General features: G+C 45.5%; 19 protein-coding genes and 1 pseudogene. 3 read left to right on the top strand and 17 right to left on the bottom strand.

Going from position 1 to position 18,915, the window contains the following annotated elements; all coding sequences use genetic code 11:
- Positions 1 to 20 precede the first annotated feature (20 nt).
- The gene (locus F9802_RS20245; protein ID WP_404799162.1) at positions 21 to 77 is read left to right on the top strand and encodes a hypothetical protein; all 57 of its coding nucleotides are present in this window, start codon (positions 21 to 23) and stop codon (positions 75 to 77) included.
- A 55-nt stretch (positions 78 to 132) separates the two neighbouring features.
- Here the strand turns inward: F9802_RS20245 and F9802_RS09705 are convergent, their stop codons facing one another.
- Genes F9802_RS09705 through hprK form a run of 5 tightly spaced genes read right to left on the bottom strand, consistent with a single transcriptional unit; the run spans position 133 to position 4,025 of the window.
- A complete protein-coding gene (locus tag F9802_RS09705; RefSeq protein WP_152151387.1) occupies positions 133 to 615 on the bottom strand; it encodes an acyltransferase in 483 nt (160 codons plus the stop codon).
- The gene (ppaX, locus tag F9802_RS09710) at positions 612 to 1,268 is read right to left on the bottom strand and encodes a pyrophosphatase PpaX (RefSeq protein WP_152151389.1); all 657 of its coding nucleotides are present in this window, start codon (positions 1,266 to 1,268) and stop codon (positions 612 to 614) included. The genes F9802_RS09705 and ppaX overlap by 4 nt, the downstream gene beginning before the upstream one ends.
- Positions 1,265 to 2,215: a nucleoside recognition domain-containing protein gene (locus tag F9802_RS09715; protein ID WP_191991847.1), complete on the bottom strand. Its 951-nt coding sequence runs from the start codon at positions 2,213 to 2,215 to the stop codon at positions 1,265 to 1,267. The genes ppaX and F9802_RS09715 overlap by 4 nt, the downstream gene beginning before the upstream one ends.
- 24 nt (positions 2,216 to 2,239) lie before the next feature.
- Entirely contained in the window at positions 2,240 to 3,058 is an 819-nt protein-coding gene (gene lgt, locus F9802_RS09720; RefSeq protein ID WP_152151393.1) for a prolipoprotein diacylglyceryl transferase, read from the bottom strand.
- Positions 3,059 to 3,089: 31 nt separating this feature from the next.
- Positions 3,090 to 4,025: an HPr(Ser) kinase/phosphatase gene (gene hprK / locus F9802_RS09725; RefSeq protein ID WP_152151395.1), complete on the bottom strand. Its 936-nt coding sequence runs from the start codon at positions 4,023 to 4,025 to the stop codon at positions 3,090 to 3,092.
- A 160-nt stretch (positions 4,026 to 4,185) separates the two neighbouring features.
- Here hprK and F9802_RS09730 point away from each other — a divergent pair, with 160 nt between their 5' ends.
- A complete protein-coding gene (locus F9802_RS09730; RefSeq protein WP_152151397.1) occupies positions 4,186 to 4,737 on the top strand; it encodes an N-acetylmuramoyl-L-alanine amidase in 552 nt (183 codons plus the stop codon).
- A 42-nt stretch (positions 4,738 to 4,779) separates the two neighbouring features.
- Here F9802_RS09730 and F9802_RS09735 read toward each other — a convergent pair whose 3' ends face one another.
- The 11 genes and pseudogenes from F9802_RS09735 to F9802_RS09785 all read right to left on the bottom strand — a co-directional run bounded on the left by F9802_RS09735 (position 4,780) and on the right by F9802_RS09785 (position 15,920).
- Positions 4,780 to 5,127, bottom strand: coding sequence for a phage holin family protein (locus F9802_RS09735; protein ID WP_152151399.1), 348 nt, complete (start codon positions 5,125 to 5,127; stop codon positions 4,780 to 4,782).
- A 5-nt stretch (positions 5,128 to 5,132) separates the two neighbouring features.
- Positions 5,133 to 6,302, bottom strand: a complete 1,170-nt coding sequence (locus F9802_RS09740) for a DUF4097 family beta strand repeat-containing protein (RefSeq protein WP_191991849.1) — start codon at positions 6,300 to 6,302, stop codon at positions 5,133 to 5,135.
- 75 nt (positions 6,303 to 6,377) lie between these two features.
- Positions 6,378 to 9,230: an excinuclease ABC subunit UvrA gene (gene uvrA / locus F9802_RS09745; protein WP_152151403.1), complete on the bottom strand. Its 2,853-nt coding sequence runs from the start codon at positions 9,228 to 9,230 to the stop codon at positions 6,378 to 6,380.
- 7 nt (positions 9,231 to 9,237) lie between these two features.
- Entirely contained in the window at positions 9,238 to 11,217 is a 1,980-nt protein-coding gene (uvrB, locus tag F9802_RS09750; RefSeq protein ID WP_152151405.1) for an excinuclease ABC subunit UvrB, read from the bottom strand.
- 219 nt (positions 11,218 to 11,436) lie between these two features.
- Positions 11,437 to 12,222, bottom strand: a complete 786-nt coding sequence (locus F9802_RS09755) for a sulfite exporter TauE/SafE family protein (RefSeq protein WP_152151407.1) — start codon at positions 12,220 to 12,222, stop codon at positions 11,437 to 11,439.
- Positions 12,223 to 12,247: 25 nt separating this feature from the next.
- Positions 12,248 to 12,607 (bottom strand): rhodanese-like domain-containing protein, encoded by a 360-nt coding sequence (locus tag F9802_RS09760; protein ID WP_152151409.1) that lies wholly within the window; start codon positions 12,605 to 12,607, stop codon positions 12,248 to 12,250.
- A gap of 46 nt (positions 12,608 to 12,653) precedes the next feature.
- A pseudogene (locus F9802_RS19935) lies at positions 12,654 to 12,758 on the bottom strand (metal-sensitive transcriptional regulator); the annotation flags it as partial.
- Positions 12,759 to 12,794: 36 nt separating this feature from the next.
- A complete protein-coding gene (locus F9802_RS09770) occupies positions 12,795 to 13,025 on the bottom strand; it encodes a glutaredoxin family protein (RefSeq protein ID WP_152151410.1) in 231 nt (76 codons plus the stop codon).
- Positions 13,026 to 13,040: 15 nt separating this feature from the next.
- Entirely contained in the window at positions 13,041 to 14,453 is a 1,413-nt protein-coding gene (locus F9802_RS09775; protein WP_152151412.1) for an MBL fold metallo-hydrolase, read from the bottom strand.
- Positions 14,454 to 14,963: 510 nt separating this feature from the next.
- The gene (locus tag F9802_RS09780; RefSeq protein WP_152151414.1) at positions 14,964 to 15,191 is read right to left on the bottom strand and encodes a CsbA family protein; all 228 of its coding nucleotides are present in this window, start codon (positions 15,189 to 15,191) and stop codon (positions 14,964 to 14,966) included.
- An 84-nt stretch (positions 15,192 to 15,275) separates the two neighbouring features.
- Positions 15,276 to 15,920, bottom strand: coding sequence for a YfbR-like 5'-deoxynucleotidase (locus F9802_RS09785; RefSeq protein WP_152151416.1), 645 nt, complete (start codon positions 15,918 to 15,920; stop codon positions 15,276 to 15,278).
- Positions 15,921 to 16,067: 147 nt separating this feature from the next.
- On the opposite strand from F9802_RS09785, the gene F9802_RS09790 reads away from it, so the two are divergent.
- The gene (locus tag F9802_RS09790; RefSeq protein ID WP_152151418.1) at positions 16,068 to 16,898 is read left to right on the top strand and encodes an undecaprenyl-diphosphate phosphatase; all 831 of its coding nucleotides are present in this window, start codon (positions 16,068 to 16,070) and stop codon (positions 16,896 to 16,898) included.
- Between the two features lie 110 nt (positions 16,899 to 17,008).
- Here the strand turns inward: F9802_RS09790 and F9802_RS09795 are convergent, their stop codons facing one another.
- Entirely contained in the window at positions 17,009 to 18,346 is a 1,338-nt protein-coding gene (locus F9802_RS09795) for a hemolysin family protein (protein ID WP_152151420.1), read from the bottom strand.
- Positions 18,347 to 18,915 lie beyond the last annotated feature (569 nt).

Genomic DNA, 18,915 nt, shown 5'->3' on the forward strand with positions numbered 1-18,915 from the left:
ATTATTATAACAATACCCGTATTCAAACGAAACTAAACAGCCAGTCGCCGGTACAATACCGGCAACTGGCTGCTTAAAAGGTGTTTTGATCCCTGTCTCAAAAACGGGGGTCAGTCCCAAGCTTAAAAGGCTTTATTGTTTCTCTTTTATTTGCATCGGGTTGCCGCCGGCGAAGGCGCCGGGCGGGACGTCGCGGTGGACGAGCGTTGCAGCGGAAACGATGGCGCCGTCGCCGATCGTCACTCCTGGAAGAATCGTACTGTTGGCGCCGATCATGACGTTGTCGCCGATCATGACTTCACCAAGACGGTATTCTTCGATTAAATATTCGTGGGCGAGAATGACCGTATTGTAGCCGATAATTGTGTTCCGGCCGATGGAAATAAGCTCCGGAAACATAATATCCGGCACGACCTTGTAAGCAAGTGCAGTTTGTTCACCGATTTTCATGCCTAAAAGTGAGCGGTACATTCCATTTTTCACTTTCATAAAAGGGATAAAGCGGCCAATTTCAATGACTGCTGTATTTTTAAACGTTTTCCAAAACGAGACGGTTTTATAAATGTTCCAGAGCGAATTCGCTCCTTCCGTTTTATACCGTTTCGTCTTTCTCACTTTTCCGCCGCTCCAACTTTCACAATATCGAGCAATTCAGGCATCGTATCAAGCATGAAATCTGGGTGGAACGTTTGCAAAAACTCTTTTCCTTTAATTGACCAGGCTACACCGGCTGTTAATGTACCGGCATTTTTCCCGCCGTCAATGTCATGGTAATTGTCACCGATCATGATGGCTTCTTCCGGCTTGGAACCGAGTGCTTCTAATGCTTTTTGCAGCGGCTCAGGATGCGGCTTCGGATGAGTAACATCGTCCAGCCCGACAATGACATCAAAAAATTGATACAGATTCGTCAGTTTAAGTCCTTTAATAACGGTGTCGCGCATTTTTGTAGAAACGATCGCCATTTTAAAATTATTTTCCTTTAACGTCCGAATCGTTTCAAAGACGCCGTCAAATTCCGTGACGAGGGCATCATGATTGTCGATATTAAAAGCCCGGTAGCGCGCGACCATTTCCTCTGTGCGCTCCTCGTCAATGCTTGAAAATGTTTCATGAAGCGTCGGTCCCATGAATGGGTACACATCTTCCCGCTTATATGATTGTGGAAAATAATGATCAAGCGTATGCAAAAACGAAGAAATAATTAATTCATTCGTGTTAATTAACGTGCCATCTAAGTCAAATAGTAATGTCGTTATTTTAGTCATGATAGTTTTGCTTCCTTTCCTTGGACGAATTCAGTGCGCTTCCATAATGCCGACACGGCCAGCGTCAATAAAACGGCCGTAATTAGCCGGATCAAAAATAAAGCAAGCAATGGCAGCCCGGTAATGCCGAGCGGCACGAAAACCAGTGTGTCTTCCACGACCGCATGGCATGCCACTAAAAAGATCATCGCAAGCGTTACATCCCGGCGGCTGACACCGTCTTCTTTCACCGCTTGAATCATGACAGCGGAGCCAAACGCAAGGCCAAACAGCAATCCTGCGGCGAGTGTCGTGGATGTATTTTCTTTCATGCCTAGCATGCGGGTAATCGGCGCCATCCACCGTGAAAAAGCGTCAAGCCATTTTAAATCTTTTAAAATTTGAATAGCGAGCATAAGCGGTATGACAATGATAGCAAGCTGAATAACGCCATAGCCCGCTTTCTCAAGACCCATCATAAAAATTTGGCCCCAGCCATCCGGATCCGCCTGCAGCGGCGGTGCCATACCGTATTGTGCCAGTTCACTTCCGCCTCGCCATACGAGATTGATGACTATCGCTGACACGATCGCCAGGCCAAGTCTTACCGCGATCACGACGGACATTTTTACGCCGACACGCACAGCTACGCTTGATTCAATAAATAAGTTATGCGAAAAAGACATCATAACAGCAAGAATAAACACTTCTTTTACGGTCAAATCGAGGGATAATATGGCCCCGATGCCCGCATATATATTTAAAAAATTACCGAGCACGAGCGGAATGGAGGCGTCACCCGACAATCCGAAGATCCGCATGACCGGGCTAATGACATCCATCAGCCACGGCAAGACAGGAGTATATTGCAGCAGCGTCACGATCAATGTGACTGGAAAAATAATTTTTCCGAGCGTCCATGTTGTTTTAACCCCCGAAAGCAAACCATTTTTTAATGTTCCCCACATCAGTTTCTCCCCCGCTCCCTTATGTTATTTTTCATTCACTAAGCTGTTGTAAGGCAGCGGCTCGGCTTTTTGGTTGCGCCGGATCATCCATACGGCGATGGCTGCCGCCAGCAAAACAAGTGAAATCACTTGGGCGATCCGCAATGAATCTGTCAGCATCAAGCTGTCTGTTCGTAATCCTTCAATAAAGAAGCGGCCGATTGAATACCAGATGACGTATGATAAAAACAGTTCGCCCCGTTTCAAGTTCACTTTTCTTAGGCTTAAAAGCAAGATGAAACCGAGCAAATTCCAAATGGATTCATACAAAAAAGTCGGGTGGTAATAGTGTCCGTCAATATACATTTGGTTAATGATAAACTCAGGCAAATATAAGTTTTCTAAAAAGGAACGCGTTACTTCCCCGCCGTGCGCTTCCTGGTTCATAAAGTTGCCCCAACGGCCGATGGCCTGCCCTAAAATCAAGCTTGGTGCGGCGATGTCGGCTAGTTTCCAAAAAGAAATATTTTTCACTTTCGAGAAAATAATGGCGGTAACGACTGCGCCAATTAAAGCCCCGTGGATCGCAATGCCGCCATTCCAGATTTTAATAATATCTCCTGGATGCTGGGAGTAGTATTCCCACTGAAATATAACGTAATAAAGACGTGCAGAAAGAATGGCGATTGGAATCGCCCAAATTAATAAGTCAGCGAACGTGTCTTTCTCCAAACCGAGCCGCTCGCCTTCTTTCGCAGCCAAGTAAAAGCCAAGTGCAATGCCGAAGCCGATAATCAAACCGTACCAGTGTACCTGGAATGGTCCGATCGCTATGGCAATCGGGTCCAACGGATAACCTTCCATACTTTTTCCCCTTTCTGCCGGCAGTTCTTACTTACATTTGCTCAGGGTCGCGTTCATTAATGACACTGGCCAGTTTATCAGTAAATTCTTGCGCCGTGTTGACTCCGAGCCGCTTTAGACGGAAGTTCATCGCCGCTACTTCAATAATAACAGCCAAGTTTCGGCCCGGGCGCACCGGTACGGTGATTTTCGTAATTTCTGAATCAATAATTTGCATTTTATCTTCTTCAATGCCAAGCCGGTCGTACTGCTTTTTAGAATCCCAAAGTTCTAGATGGACATTAAGCGTAATTCTCTTCGATCCTCTAATGGCGCCGGCTCCGAACAGAGTCATTACATTAATGATACCGAGACCGCGAATTTCCAGCAAATGTTCAATTAATTCCGGCGAGCTGCCGACAAGCGTATCGTTATCTTCCTGGCGGATTTCCACACAGTCATCGGCTACGAGGCGATGCCCTCTTTTGACGAGATCAAGCGCCGCTTCACTTTTACCGACGCCGCTTTGTCCAGTAATGAGCACGCCCACTCCATAAATATCAACGAGTACTCCATGGACCGCCGTTGTCGGTGCGAGCATTTTCTCTAAATAACTCGTCAGCTTGCTTGAAAGTCTCGTTGTCGTCAGCTTCGATCTCATGACAGGGACGGCATGGCGTTCGGAAGATTCGATTAACTCTTCCGGCACTTCTAGACCGCGCGCAATCACAATGGCCGGTGTTATATCATCACAAAGCCTTTCCATTCTCGTTTTCTTCTCTTCCGGATGCAGCTTTTCAAAAAAGGTCAGCTCTGTCATTCCAAGCAACTGCACCCGCTCTTTCGGATAATAATCAAAAAAGCCGGCGAGCTCAAGCCCCGGGCGGGAAAGATCACTCGTAGTAATCGGGCGGTGGAGTCCGTCTTCGCCGCTAATGAGTTCTAAATCCAAGTTTTCCAGTAAATCTGTTGTGCGCACTTTAGCCACTATTCTTCCTCCTCTAAAGGCAATATTCATCTATTGTAACATTTTCACACCGCTTAATTAAAATGAAGATTGGAAATTTCATCTCAAAATCATTAAAAGTGTCCTTTTCCTCTCTTTAGCGGTATATATAAAGTGAAAAAATAATCAGGAGGAAAAACATATGAAAATCATTATTGATGCTGGTCACGGATACACAACGCCTGGAAAAAGAACACCTGATGGCATGAAGGAATTTGAGTTCAACCGGGATGTTGCTATCTTTACTAAAAAGAAATTGGAATCAAAGGGAGCAGCTGTGTTCTTCACTCACTCAGATCATGAAGATGTGCCGCTCGCGAAAAGAGTTTCACAAGCAAACAACTGGAAAGCCGATCTATTTTTATCAATTCACGCCAATGCTTACGGCAGCGGGTGGAACAGCGCAAACGGCATTGAAACATTTATACATACGTCGCGTCCAAAGCAGGCAGAAGCGCTGGCAAAGGCGATTCAGCACCGTCTCATCCAGCTCACCGGCCGCAAAAACCGCGGGGTGAAAACAGCTGACTTCTATGTGCTGCGCAAAACAGCCATGTCCGCTGTGCTCATAGAAGCGGGCTTTATGACAAACCTTGAAGAAGCGCGGCTGCTGCGGACTCTTTCTTACCGCGAGCTCTGTGCCAAGGCGATTGCTGAAGCGGTAGAAAGTCTTTATCAGCTGCCGGTCTGCTAAAATAGGAAAAAGCATCCTAGTTTTCCAGGATGCAAAAAAGTGCTACTTCTTTTGAAACACAGTTAATTGCAAAACAAGATTCACAAGCGCCATCATTACCGCCATCAACAGCGCCATGCCAAAGCCGGAAATGTCAAACGCACCGCCCATGATGCTGTCTGTCAGCATTAGCGTTAAAGCGTTAATGACAAACAGGAATAGGCCAAGCGTCAAAAAAGTAATGGGCAGTGTGAAAAGAATAAGCAGCGGCCGGACGATCATATTCAGTATTGATAAGATGAAACTGGCTATGACGGCCGACAGAAAGCTGTTCACGAAGAGTCCTTCGAAATAACCGGAAATGGCAATGAACAAAATCGCATTAACAAAAATGCCGATCAGCCACTTCATCTGATTCACTCACCTTCAAAAATCGAAGGCTTTTCAATGTCTTCATTGCTGCTGTTCTTGTGTAAAGCCGTTGTTTTAATGGAAACTGATCCTGTTTTCGTCTCTGCTTCGATTGTCACTTGCTCGAGCGCTTCTTTTTCACTTTCGAAGCGGACAAGCTTTTGAACCACTTCTTCTTTTTCTGTCACTCTTTTCATGCCTGTCTCAGGGAGCTGCAGCGAGCCGAGGTTTGTGCGCAGTACACCTTTCATCGCCAGATGTTCTGGCACGTATATTTCGATATGCCCAGTGACGGCCTGTGCCTTTACGGTATGAGCTGTATCTGATTTTAAGTCGCACAGCACATTGCCGTTAAATGACTTAATGTCTGTATAGCCGACAGAGCCGACGACATGAACCGCTCCGTTGAATGAACTCGCTTCTACTTTTTTTCCTTCACAATCGATAAAATAAATTTGGCCGTTGCCTGTTTCACCTTCAAATTCGGCTACTTTTGACTTTTTCACTTCAATTTTGCCGTTCGCTGTTTTCACTTCAAGCGTCTGCACGTCCATATCACGCATACTGAATGAACCGTTGAACAGTTTCACTGAAATATCATTGACAGCGGCTTCCGGCACGTAAAGAATCGTATCCACTTTCATCAGTTTTAAGCCGACAGAAAATGAGAATTTATCTTCGCGCGCATAAAAGACGCTATTCTTGATGAACGCTTCACGCGCTTCATCTTCATTATCCGCACCGTACATTTTCACGTGACACTCCGCTTTCACACCATTTTCCTGCCAAGGCTGAATTGTAAAGTTGCCGCTCGCCGTTTCGGCTTTAATGCGTTGTGGAGAAAATTCGCTTTCTTGAAAGACGTGTGAGAATTCAACGGTTTTTCCAAGCGGAAAATCAAAGTCCTTCAGTTTTTGTACAGTCGACTGTACAAATTGAAACAGCTTATCCTTCGGCTGATGAGCGGAGCCGCTTGATTCCCCGCTTTGTTTTTGTCCGCTGCCGCTTAATTTTTGACCAAGATTGACGAGTTCATCAAAAAAGTTGTCTCTGCGTTCTTTACGGACATTTTGGCCAGGTTCTTTTTCAAGCGCCTCCAGCAGCGTTAATGCTTCGCTTGCTGTAATTAAGCCTGCTTCTACCATTTCCAAAATTCTTTTTTTCTCTTCGTTCATTCGAGGCACTCCATTCATTAAGAATTGGCTTTCTATCTATATTTACGAAGAAGCGGTAAAAAAGTTTCATCCATCTTAATTGTTCACTTTCTGTGCCCTTTCCCGTTCACGTACTAACACTTTATTCAAATAATGTCCGGTGTATGAATCTTCTGCTTTTGCCACATCTTCCGGTGTGCCGGCCGCGACAATGGTGCCGCCTTTGTCCCCGCCTTCAGGACCGAGATCAACAATGTAATCAGCGGTTTTGATTACGTCAAGGTTGTGCTCAATGACGAGCACGGTGTCACCATTTTCCACTAAACGCTGCAGCACATTTAGCAGGCGGGCAATATCATCGACGTGCAAACCGGTCGTCGGTTCATCCAAAATGTAAAACGAACGGCCTGTAGAGCGGCGGTGAAGTTCAGATGCGAGCTTCACGCGCTGTGCTTCCCCTCCAGAAAGCGTCGTCGCCGGCTGGCCAAGTTTAATATAGCCAAGCCCCACGTCCGCAATTGTTTGCAGCTTGCGCTTAATTTTAGGTATGTTTTCAAAAAATTCGAGCGCATCTTCCACTGTCATAGCAAGGACGTCAGCAATATTATGGCCTTTATATTTCACTTCAAGCGTTTCGCGATTGTAGCGCTTGCCGTGGCACACTTCACAAGGCACGTACACATCCGGTAAAAAGTGCATTTCTATTTTTATAATTCCATCGCCGCGGCATGCTTCGCAGCGGCCGCCTTTTACGTTAAAGCTAAACCGGCCTTTTTTATAGCCGCGCACTTTCGCTTCATTTGTCGTTGCATACACATCACGGATATCGTCAAACACTCCGGTGTAAGTAGCCGGATTCGATCTCGGCGTCCGGCCGATTGGAGACTGATCGATATCAATGACTTTATCAAGATGCTCGATTCCTTTTACATTTCCATGCTTGCCCGGCTTTTGCTTGGAACGATGCAGTTTCTGAGCAAGCCTTTTATGAAGAATGTCATTAATCAATGTACTTTTCCCTGAACCAGACACCCCTGTGACAGCAATAAACATCCCAAGCGGAAATTTCGCTTTTACGTTCCGCAAGTTGTTTTCTTTCGCTCCCGTTACTTCCACCCAGCGGCCATCCGGCTTGCGGCGCTCTGCCGGCAGCGGAATGAATTTTTCACCTGATAAGTATTGACCGGTCAATGACGCCGGGTCGCTCATTACTTCCTGCGGCGTGCCGGCGGAGACGATTTCGCCGCCGTGAACGCCCGCACCCGGCCCGACATCGATTAAATAGTCAGCAGCCATCATCGTGTCTTCATCATGTTCGACGACAATGAGTGTATTGCCGATGTCGCGCATATTTTGCAGCGTCTGAATGAGACGGTCATTATCGCGCTGGTGCAGACCGATCGACGGCTCATCAAGAATGTAAAGAACTCCTGTCAGCCGGGAGCCGATTTGAGTCGCCAGACGAATCCGCTGCGCTTCTCCGCCCGACAGCGTGCCTGCCGAGCGGCTCAGTGTTAAATAGTCGAGACCGACATTAATTAAAAAGCCGAGACGTTCCTGAATTTCCCGCAAGATCATTTGGGCAATTTGCATTTCTTTTTCGGTCAGCGATAAGCCGGCAAAAAATTGTTCTGCTTCTTCAATCGAAAAGTCAGTCACTTCACTTATGTGCAATTCATTAACTTTTACTGCCAGGCTTTCTTTTTTTAAGCGGTACCCTTTACACGTCGGGCACTTTTGCTGCCCCATATATTTCTCCATTTGCTCCCGGATATAGTCTGAGCTCGTTTCCTTGTACCGGCGTTCGACATTGCTAATGACACCTTCAAACACAATGTTGTTTTCCCGAATTTGGCCAAAGTCGTTTTCATAGCGGAAATGAATGCGTTCCCGCCCGGACCCATACAAAATCTTATCGAGTTGTTCTTTCGGCAAGTCTTTAACGGGCACGTCCATTTTAATGCCGTAATGACGGCATACGGATTCTAAAAGCTGCGGGTAATATTGCGAGCTAGTTGGTTCCCACGGAGCGATTGCATGTTCTTTTAAACTTAAATCCGGGTTCGGGATGACGAGCTCAATATCCACCTTCAATTTCGAACCAAGGCCGTCACACGTCGGGCAAGCGCCGTACGGACTGTTAAAAGAAAACATGCGCGGCTCCAGCTCTCCGATCGAAAAGCCGCAGTGCGGGCAGGCATGGTGTTCTGAAAATAGCAGTTCTTCCTGGCCGATGACGTCGATAATGACATTGCCTTCCCCGAGCCTTAAGGCCGCTTCAAGTGAATCCGCCAGCCGGGGCTCGACGCCTTCTTTGACGACAACACGGTCAATAACGACTTCAATGGAATGTTTTTTGTTTTTTTCAAGCTCTATCTCTTCTTCTATTTCTCTCATTTCCCCGTCTACACGTACGCGGACATAGCCTTGACGCTTAATGTCTTCGAACACTTTGGCATGCGTGCCTTTACGGCCGGAAACGATCGGCGAGAGTACTTGCAGCTTTGTCCGTTCTTCATACTGCATAATGCGGTCGACCATTTGTTCAATCGTCTGCGACGTAATTTCAATGCCATGGACCGGACAGATCGGGCGGCCGACACGGGCAAATAACAGCCGGACGTAGTCGTAAATCTCCGTTACGGTACCGACTGTCGAACGCGGATTCCGGCTCGTCGTTTTTTGATCAATGGAAATGGCCGGAGACAAGCCTTCAATGGCATCAACGTCCGGTTTGTCCATCTGCCCGAGAAACTGGCGGGCATAAGCAGACAACGACTCTACGTAGCGCCGCTGCCCTTCCGCATAAATCGTATCGAACGCAAGCGATGATTTTCCGGAACCGGACAAGCCCGTCACAACGACGAGCTTATCCCGTGGAATCGTGACATCAATGTCTTTTAAATTGTGCGCTCTTGCTCCTTTTACGGTAATTTTATCTATTCCCATATAAAAGTCATCCTTCCGATTTCAACTCTAACAATGCATCGCGAAGCTGAGCAGCCAGCTCAAAATCAAGCGCTTTGGCTGCCGCTTTCATTTCGCTTTCAAGACTTGCGATCAAGCGGTTTCGTTCTTGGACAGTCATCTTCTTCTTCGTTACAGAAGCTTCGTAGCTTTCCATTTCCTCCGCCGCATGTGTCGCCCGAATCACATTGCGGATATCTTTCTGAATGGTTTGTGGAGTAATTCCGTGCTTTTCATTGTATTCCTGCTGAATCGTCCGGCGCCGTTTCGTTTCATCGAGCGCTTTCGTCATTGAATCCGTCATTTTATCTGCGTACATAATAACGTGGCCGCCGGCATTACGCGCAGCCCGGCCCATCGTTTGAATCAGCGAGCGCTCGGAACGAAGGAATCCTTCTTTATCTGCATCCAATATGGCCACGAGCGACACTTCAGGAATATCAAGCCCTTCCCTCAGCAAGTTGATACCGATAAGCACATCATATTTGCCGAGACGGAGATCGCGGATAATTTCAATCCGCTCAAGCGTTTTAATTTCCGAATGGAGGTATTGGACTTTTACGCCAATCTCCTTCAAATAGTCGGTTAAGTCTTCTGACATCTTTTTCGTTAACGTCGTCACAAGCACCCGTTCATTCCGGGCAGCCCGTTCATTAATTTCGTTCAACAGATCATCTATCTGCCCTTCAATCGGACGGATGTCCACTGTCGGGTCAAGCAGGCCGGTCGGACGAATGATTTGCTGAGTCATGTGCGGCGTATGCTCCATTTCATAGGGACCCGGTGTCGCGGATACGTATACAATTTGATGGACGTGGTCTTCAAATTCTTCAAATTTCAACGGACGGTTATCTTTTGCAGACGGCAGGCGGAATCCGTGATCGACAAGCACTTGCTTGCGCGCCTGGTCCCCGTTGTACATGCCGCGGATTTGCGGAAGCGTTACGTGTGACTCATCGACGACGATTAAAAAATCATCCGGAAAATAGTCGAGGAGTGTGTATGGTGTGGCTCCAGGAGCTCGCAGTGTTAAATGGCGCGAATAGTTTTCAATTCCCGAGCAAAAGCCCATTTCCCTCATCATTTCCAGGTCATAGCGCGTCCGTTGTTCCAGCCGCTGTGCTTCGAGCAATTTATTTTCCGCATGTAAAATCGGGAGCTGTTCTTCCAGCTCTTTTTCAATGTTGTCAATGGCGATTTTCATTTTTTCCTCACGTGTAACGAAGTGGGACGCCGGAAAAATAGCCACATGTTCACGTTCGCCCGTAATTTCCCCAGTCAATGCATCCACTTCGCGAATCCGATCAATTTCATCTCCAAAAAATTCAACGCGGATGCAGCGTTCATCTCGGGACGCCGGGAAAATCTCTACGACGTCGCCGCGCACACGAAACGTTCCGCGCTTAAAATCAATATCATTCCGCTCATACTGTACATCTACGAGTTTGCGCAACAGCTGATTGCGTTCAATTTCCATGCCGGTCCGCAACGAAATGACAAGATCGCGATATTCTTCTGGAGAACCTAAGCCGTAAATACAAGACACACTGGCAATAATAATGACATCATCCCGCTCAAACAAAGAAGACGTAGCGGAGTGGCGCAGCTTATCTATTTCATCGTTAATACTCGCGTCTTTCTCTATAAAAGTATCCGTCTGCGGCACGTACGCTTCCGGCTGGTAATAGTCATAATAGCTGACGAAATATTCCACCGCATTGTTCGGAAAAAACTCTTTAAACTCGCTGTACAACTGGCCGGCGAGCGTCTTATTGTGAGCAATCACGAGTGTCGGCTTTTTCACTTCTTTAATCACGTTAGACATAGTAAATGTTTTTCCTGTTCCGGTCGCACCGAGCAGCGTCTGATGTTTTTTCCCTTCTTTTATACCGGCAACGAGCTCGGCAATCGCCCCCGGCTGGTCCCCTTGTGGACTATACTTTGAAAAAATTTCAAATTCGTTTTTCACCTTCCAACCCCCTGCTCCTCTTACAAATATACTCACTCTTTCACTTAAAAAAGATCCGGTTAAAGCTTGTTCCGATTTCCAATGTTAGTAATCATACTTCCCATTTTAGCATAAATGAAACCCGGCTTGCTATTAATAAGCGCACATACGTTCTGCATTTTTTCATTTTCACTTTTTCCCACAAAAAAAGCCGATCCGTTCACCGGAAAGGCTTTTTTTCTAAAGGATAATATCGATCCAGATTTTAATCGCCGTAGCGGCAATTAGAACAGCAAGCAGCCATTGCAGCAGCTTCGTATTCACCTTCTGTCCGGCTTTCGCACCGAGCGGAGAAGCAATGAGGCTTGCAATGATTACAATCAGCGCCGGCATAAACAGCACCTGTCCAGTCAGCAGCTTTCCTCCCGCGGAACCGATCGAAGAAAGAACTGTAATAGCAAGCGAGCTGGCAATCGTCATTCTCGTCGGGATTTTTAACATAACGAGCATGATCGGCACGAGCAAAAACGCGCCGCCGGCTCCGACAACCCCGGCTCCGATTCCTGCGATGAAAGAGAGAGTGACGGCCAGCCATTTATTAAATGTCACATCCTCCATTAACCGGTTATCCAAACTTTCCTTTGGCACGAACATCATCACAGCAGCAAGAGCGGCTAAAAGGCCGTATACAACATTCACCGTCGACTCTGTCATATTTTCTGAGCCGAATCCGCCGATAAAGCTGCCCGCCAGCGCAGCAGCCCCCATATACACAATTAATGTTTTATTTAAGTAATCACTTTTCCGGTACGCCCATACACCAGCAATCGTCGCAAAAAACACTTGCACAGCACTGATGCCCGCCACTTCATGAGCGCTAAAAGCGGCAAATCCCAGCAGCGGCGGGATATATAAAAGCAGCGGATAATTAATAATCGCCCCGCCGACCCCAACCATTCCTGATAAAAAGGAGCCGGCAAAGCCGATTAAAAATACTGTCGCCATCCATCCTATCGACCAATCCATCGCTTCTTCTCCCCTTTCCTATTTTTTAGTTCCATGTGCTAATACCACCAGCTACATTCGTAATATTCGTGAATCCTTTTTTCTTTAATAAGCGAGCTGCCTTTTGACTGCGCATGCCGCTTTGGCACATGACAACGACTTCTTTCTTAGAGTCCAGTTCATTCATCCGGGCAGACAGCTGCTGCAGTGGAATATTTTTAAAACCATTAATGTGACCAGCTTTAAATTCTGCCGGTGTCCGGACATCGATCCATTGTTTATCTTTTTTTCTCATTTCCTTCTTCAGCTCAGCAGCTGTTGTATTCCGAATTCCTGCGGCCGGCAGCATATTTTTAATAGCGATAAAAACAAATAAAGCTAGCAATATATAAAAAATTATAGACATTATTTATCTCCCTTTACGGACAGGGGTATGTTACCTCTCAAAAAAATTAACGGCTCTTTACTAAAAGATCAACCGCTTCTTTCACAAGTGTATCTGTCTGTTCTTCGTGCTCAATGTTGGCACGGAGGCACTGCTCCAAGTTTTGGCTGACGGAAAGATGCCAGGCAATACGCCTGGCATCAAAGAATTATTTAATTAACGTCATAACAGCATCCGGGTCAAAGCCAAGAATCCACTGTCCGTTAATTTCCGTTTGCGGCACACCCATCTGGCCTGTCGTTTCCACGAGGCGCTGTGCAGCTTCACGGTCTTGCTGGACATTTACTTCTGTAAATGGAATGCTCTGTTCATTTAAAAAGTTTTTCATCATATCGCAGTAAGGGCATGTGTTTGTTGAGTAAACTGTTACTTGATTCATTTTTATTCCTCCTTGTTATGCTTTTTCAATTGGCCCGTTTTCTTTTTTCCAGCCGGCAAAGCCGCTCGCCAAGTTTTCAATGTTTTTGAATCCATTCGCTTGCAGCAAGCTCGTGCCGATAGCAGAACGGGCGCCGGATTGGCAATGAACGATGATTTTTTTGTCCTTCGGCAAACTGTCCACTGCTTCTTCCAAATAACCGAGCATATGGTGGTGAGCTGTTGGAATATGACCCGCCTCCCATTCTTGCTGCTGGCGGATATCAATGACATACACATCATCTTTTTCATATTGGGCTTTTAATTGCTTGACGTCAATGTTTGCATACTTTTCGAGCGAAGGAACTTCACTTACAACACGTGGGCTCGCAAAAGCTGCAATTTTATCAAGACCGATCGATTCAAGTGAATGCTGGATATCATGTGTCTGTTCTTTCTCCGCAATGATAACGAGTTTTTTGTCATAATCAAGAATCCACCCGGCCCAGTTCGTGAAAATTTTTGTATAAGGCAAATTGATCGTTCCTTCAATATGTCCCTGGGCAAACTCGCTGCCATTTCTCGTGTCAATGACAATCACATCGTCTTGATTTAAATACTTTTCCAAGCCGTCCAAGCTTTCCTCGTAAGGAATCGTTTCATTCGCCAGCACACTCGGGCCAATTTTATTTACTTTTTTCATGACCGCAAAGTATTTAGGCGGTTCCGGCTGGTCTTTCAGCAACTCTTTTTGGAATTCTTCTTTGCTTTCTTCTTTCAGTGCCCAATTGTTGGCTTTTTCATAGCCGACAGTTGAGATCGGCACTGCACCAAGCGATTTACCGCAGGCACTTCCGGCACCATGGCCCGGCCAGACGATTAAGTAATCCGGCAGCTGCTTAAACTTTTGGACAGAATCAAACATTTGCGAAGCTCCGGAATCAGCCGTTCCTTTTACTCCAGCGGCTTTTTCCAGCAAATCCGGGCGTCCGACGTCACCCACGAACACAAAGTCACCAGTAAAAATCCCCATCGGCTCCTCTGAACCACCGCCTTTGTCCGTTAAAATGAAGGAAATACTTTCCGGAGTATGTCCGGGAGTATGCATTACTTTAAATTCCACATTTCCAATCATAAAAACATCGCCGTCTTTCACAAGTTTGGCAGAAAGATTGTCCGTGTACTGATATTTCCAATTCTCGTCACCTTCATCTGATAAATATAAGGTCACTCCATAATCGTTTGCCAGCTGGCGCGCTCCCGAAACAAAGTCCGCATGAATGTGCGTTTCAGCTGCCGCCGTCAACTGGAACCCTTCTTTTCTCGCTGTTTCAACGTAAGGTGTAATGTCACGTGCCGGGTCGATCACAATTGCTTCCCCTGTTTTTTGACAAGCCACCATATAAGAATATTGAGCTAATTTTTCATCGAAATAAGAACGAAAAAACATAAAGTAATTCCTCCTTTTACCTAGCGGGGTATATCAAGCTTATCTTTATAATACCCCATACCCTATTTAATTTCAAGAGAAAGAGCTGATTTTTTGATAGGAAGTGTTTGTCATTTTGGAGATTTTGTTCACGTTGCGGGCGCGTTGTTCGTCAATTTAGCTATTTTCTTCACGAATTCAAGCTTTTTTATCCATTTACCCATTTTCCCATAAAGAAATCCCGTCTGCCGTTGACGACCGGCAGACGGGATTTCTTATTTATGCGATTTTCTTTTTGTCTAGCTTCAGCGCCTAGCCCCTCGAGGTCAAATAACCTTTCCCCAATGAAGTCAAAGGGCGGACTTCTTTCTAGAAAAGCGGAGCCGACTGCTCTGGGGCGACAAGCATATGACAGGATGACGAAATGGCGCTTTTCAGCCATACAGTCAGACTGGCATATGACCTCGAGCCCCAAGGAGGCGCAGCTGGACAGGGGAAAGAACATTTGCTTGTCGGGGCTGATCAAGGCGCTTACGCTTTTCTTGCCTTCATCATACGGTTGGACAGCCAGAAACCGGCTGTTAAGGAAGCAGCGTCGATAATAATCAGCGGCCACGTGTGGGTGTAGCCTTTATATGCGGAAGCTGCTATTAAAGCAACGGTCAAACCGAGGCCTAAAAAGTGATTGAACGTTACTCTTGTAAAAAAGACGACGAGAAAGCCGGGCAGGAAAATTGCCATTATTATTTTATCTATCATGTTCTCACTCTCCGCAAGAAGCTTTTGTTGCCTTCATCATACTGAAACCTTGTCCATTTAAAAAGCCCTTTTCCGAAAATCATATTATTTTTTCTCATATTTTTGGACAATCATTTCTGTCATGTAGTTGAGCTCATTGTAAGGAATGAATTCTTCAGAAAGCATGTCCGGCAAAATGTTTTCGATAAAATACTGCACACAATTCATATCATGGAATTCCATAATTGTGGACAAAGCTTCTTTATAAATTTCAAGAAAAAGCGGCTCCGGATTGCGTTTTAAAATTTCTCCGAATGACTCGTAAAGCAAGTCGATTTTATCTGCTACTGATAAAATCCTTCCTTCTAGCGTATCGTCTTTTCCTTCTTTAAATCGTTCAACGTATATGCTTTGCAATTCTTCAGGGAATTCCTGCTCGACAAACTTCTTTGCCATTTGCTCTTCCACTTGTGAAAATAAGTCCTTTAATTCTTTCGTAGCATACTTTACAGGTGTTTTAATGTCTCCGGTGAACAGCTCTGCATAGTCGTGGTTCAATGCTTTCTCGTACAAAGCCCGCCAATTTACTTCCACACCGGCCAGTTCTTCAATCGTCCCTAAAAATTGTGCGATTTTCGTCACTTTGAACGAATGGGCAGCCACCGTGTGCGACTGGTATTTAAATTTTCCCGGCAATCTGAATAAATGCTCTAAGTCAGATAAACTTTTAAAATAATTATGTATTCCCATAAAATCATCACTCCTCCCCAGAACTAAAAGCAAGATCAGTCAGCAAAAGAAAAAATCATGGCATTTCCTCGTTTACCTAGACATATTTTCATTGTAGCCATACAATCGTTAAGTGGCTATTTATTTTACTTTTTTGAGGTGACAAAAATGAATTGGTGGGAATTATTCGTTGCTTTTATTCTCGGTCTTGTGGAAGGGGCCACTGAGTTTGCGCCTGTTTCTTCAACAGGACACATGATTATTGTGGACGATATTTTGTTAAAATCGAAAGAATTATTTTCAGCGCCGGTGGCAAATACGTTTAAAGTGGTGATTCAGCTCGGATCGATTTTGGCGGTCGTCGTTGTTTTTAAAGACCGGATTATTAACCTTCTCGGCTTGCAAAAAAGAACGAGTGCAACGTATCAGGCTGGTCCCCGGCTGACGCTGCTCCAAGTGTTCGTTGGATTGATTCCAGCTATTGTGCTTGGATTTTTGTTTGAAGATTACATTGATAAACATTTATTTAATTTGAATACCGTACTAATTGGACTAGTTGCCGGTGCGGTGCTTATGCTCGCAGCTGACTGGCTGGCGCCGGCACGGGTAAAAACCGAAACTGTTGATGACATTACGTATAAACAAGCATTTCTCATTGGCTTATTCCAATGTATTGCGCTCTGGCCCGGCTTTTCCCGTTCTGGCTCCACTATCTCTGGAGGCGTTCTGCTCGGCATGAGCCATCGGGCAGCCGCTGACTTTACCTTTATCATGGCCATGCCAATCATGGCTGGCGCGAGTGCATTATCACTGATCAAAAACTGGGAGCACTTCACAATCGACGCTCTCCCATTTTTCATTGTCGGCTTCATCAGCGCCTTTATCTTCGCCCTGGTGTCCATCCGCTTCTTCCTAGCACTCATTAACAAAGTCAAACTCACACCATTCGCCATCTACCGAATCGTGCTCGCAGCATTCATATACTTTGTATTTGTCTAAGAAAAGCGGAAGGCGCGATTGATGAACAACTTGCCGAAAACGTGATGAAATCAGCTAAACTGTTCAAAAAATAACTTGCATGCTAAAAAAAGCCTGATTCGCTAAGCGAATCAGGCTTCTTCTAACATATCCCCGACTACCGGTGAAGGTGCGGGGGCTTCTTTTGTGACTTCGATGAATTTAATGTGGTAGCCGTCGAGTTCAATGACTTTAAATGTGCAGCCGCCCCGTTCGATTGTGTCGCCTTCCTGGACTTCGAATTTCTCCGTTAACACCCAGCCGCCGACTGTATCGATGTCTTCCTCATCGATATCAAGTCCGAATAAGTCATTCACTTCGCTGAGCAGCACTTTTCCATCAAGGATCATTTGCTGGTCGTTTACCCGCTTAATCATCGGGGTTTCGTCCTGGTCAAACTCGTCGCGGATTTCGCCGACGATTTCTTCAAGAATGTCTTCTGTTGTGACAAGACCGGCTGTGCCGCCGTACTCATCAATTAAGATCGCCATTTGAATGCGTTCTTTTTGCATTTTCACGAGCAACTCATGAATGGCAATGGACTCAATTACTTGAATGACAGGACGAATGTAATGATCAATCGTGAGATTTTTTTTCTTTTCATCTCTAATGTAATCCGTCAGCACTTCTTTCATGTTGACCATGCCGACGATGCGGTCTTTGTCACCATCCGCAATCGGGTAGCGTGTATAGTTTTCTTCTATGGCTGTGACGATACACTGCTCCACTGTTTGCGACTTGTCAAAAGCCGTCACTTCTGTACGCGGAACCATAATCTCTTTTGCGAGACGGTCATCAAATTCAAAAATATTATTCACATATTTATATTCCGATTGATTAATTTCTCCGCTTTTCAAGCTTTCCGATAAAATCATACGCAATTCTTCTTCTGTATGAGCCATTTCATTTTCCGAAACTGGCTTGAAGCCGAATAATCTGATTAACAGCCTAGAAGCTCCGTTTAATGCTTTAATGAATGGATACATCAGGCGGTAAAAAATAATCATTGGTTTGGCAAACAGCAAGGTGACCTCTTCCGCCTTTTGAATCGCCACTGTTTTTGGCGCTAATTCACCAACAACGACGTGTAAAAAGGTAATTGTTGAAAAAGCGATCACAAACGACAATACCGTGACTAAAGACTCCGACAAATTCAGCTGTACAAACAGCGGATGCAGCAACCGTTCCACAGTCGGTTCGCCGAGCCACCCGAGCCCGAGAGCTGTCACTGTGATCCCTAACTGACACGCGGATAAGTACTCATCAAGATTCGTAATGATCTTCTTAGCGGCTTTCGTATTGGCACGTCCTTCTGCTGCCAACTGGTCGATCCTTGTGCTCCTAACCTTTACAATTGCAAACTCGGTCGCTACGAAGAAACCGGTTAACGCAATCAAAAAGGCAACCATGATTAAGTTTAATATGTCCAAATAAGATCCTTGCGGCGAGCGTTGTGCCGCAAGGAATTACACCTCCGTTAAATTAAAATGAATATTTCTATTCAACCGTCCTTTTTTTCGTGCGCTGAGGCTTGATCCGGCCTGTTTGCGTACAAAAATCAGTCTGATTGTTTTCGTCCATAAACCGAGTCGCACTGCCTGCAAACATTAGTGTGCTTCTTTCTATTGCCTTCCCAACACCCTCACCTCACTTTTACATATACTTCTACTTTAAAACATTGGCCTTTTTCAGTCAATGTTTAGAAATTAAAATATAAGCGAGGCAGGAATCGTCATCTCGGCTGTGCCACAATCCCGTTATGCACATTTATATAGGCCGACGCTGGGGACAATATCAAATTCTTTGCCAAATGGAAAGCGGCTGAGGTCTTCTACTATATAGTGGATGTTCATTTGGTTTTTATGCTATACCCGCGGCGGCTGTAGTACAAATAATCGAATAAAAAAGTGAGACTGGTCTTTCATCATAGAAATGAGCTATCTACACAAATGCTATTTTAAACATTCAAAAAAGTCAAAATCCAGCTCTTTTACACGTG

The sequence above is a fragment of the Bacillus aerolatus genome (assembly GCF_009183655.1).
GTDB lineage: Bacteria > Bacillota > Bacilli > Bacillales > Domibacillaceae > Pseudobacillus > Pseudobacillus aerolatus.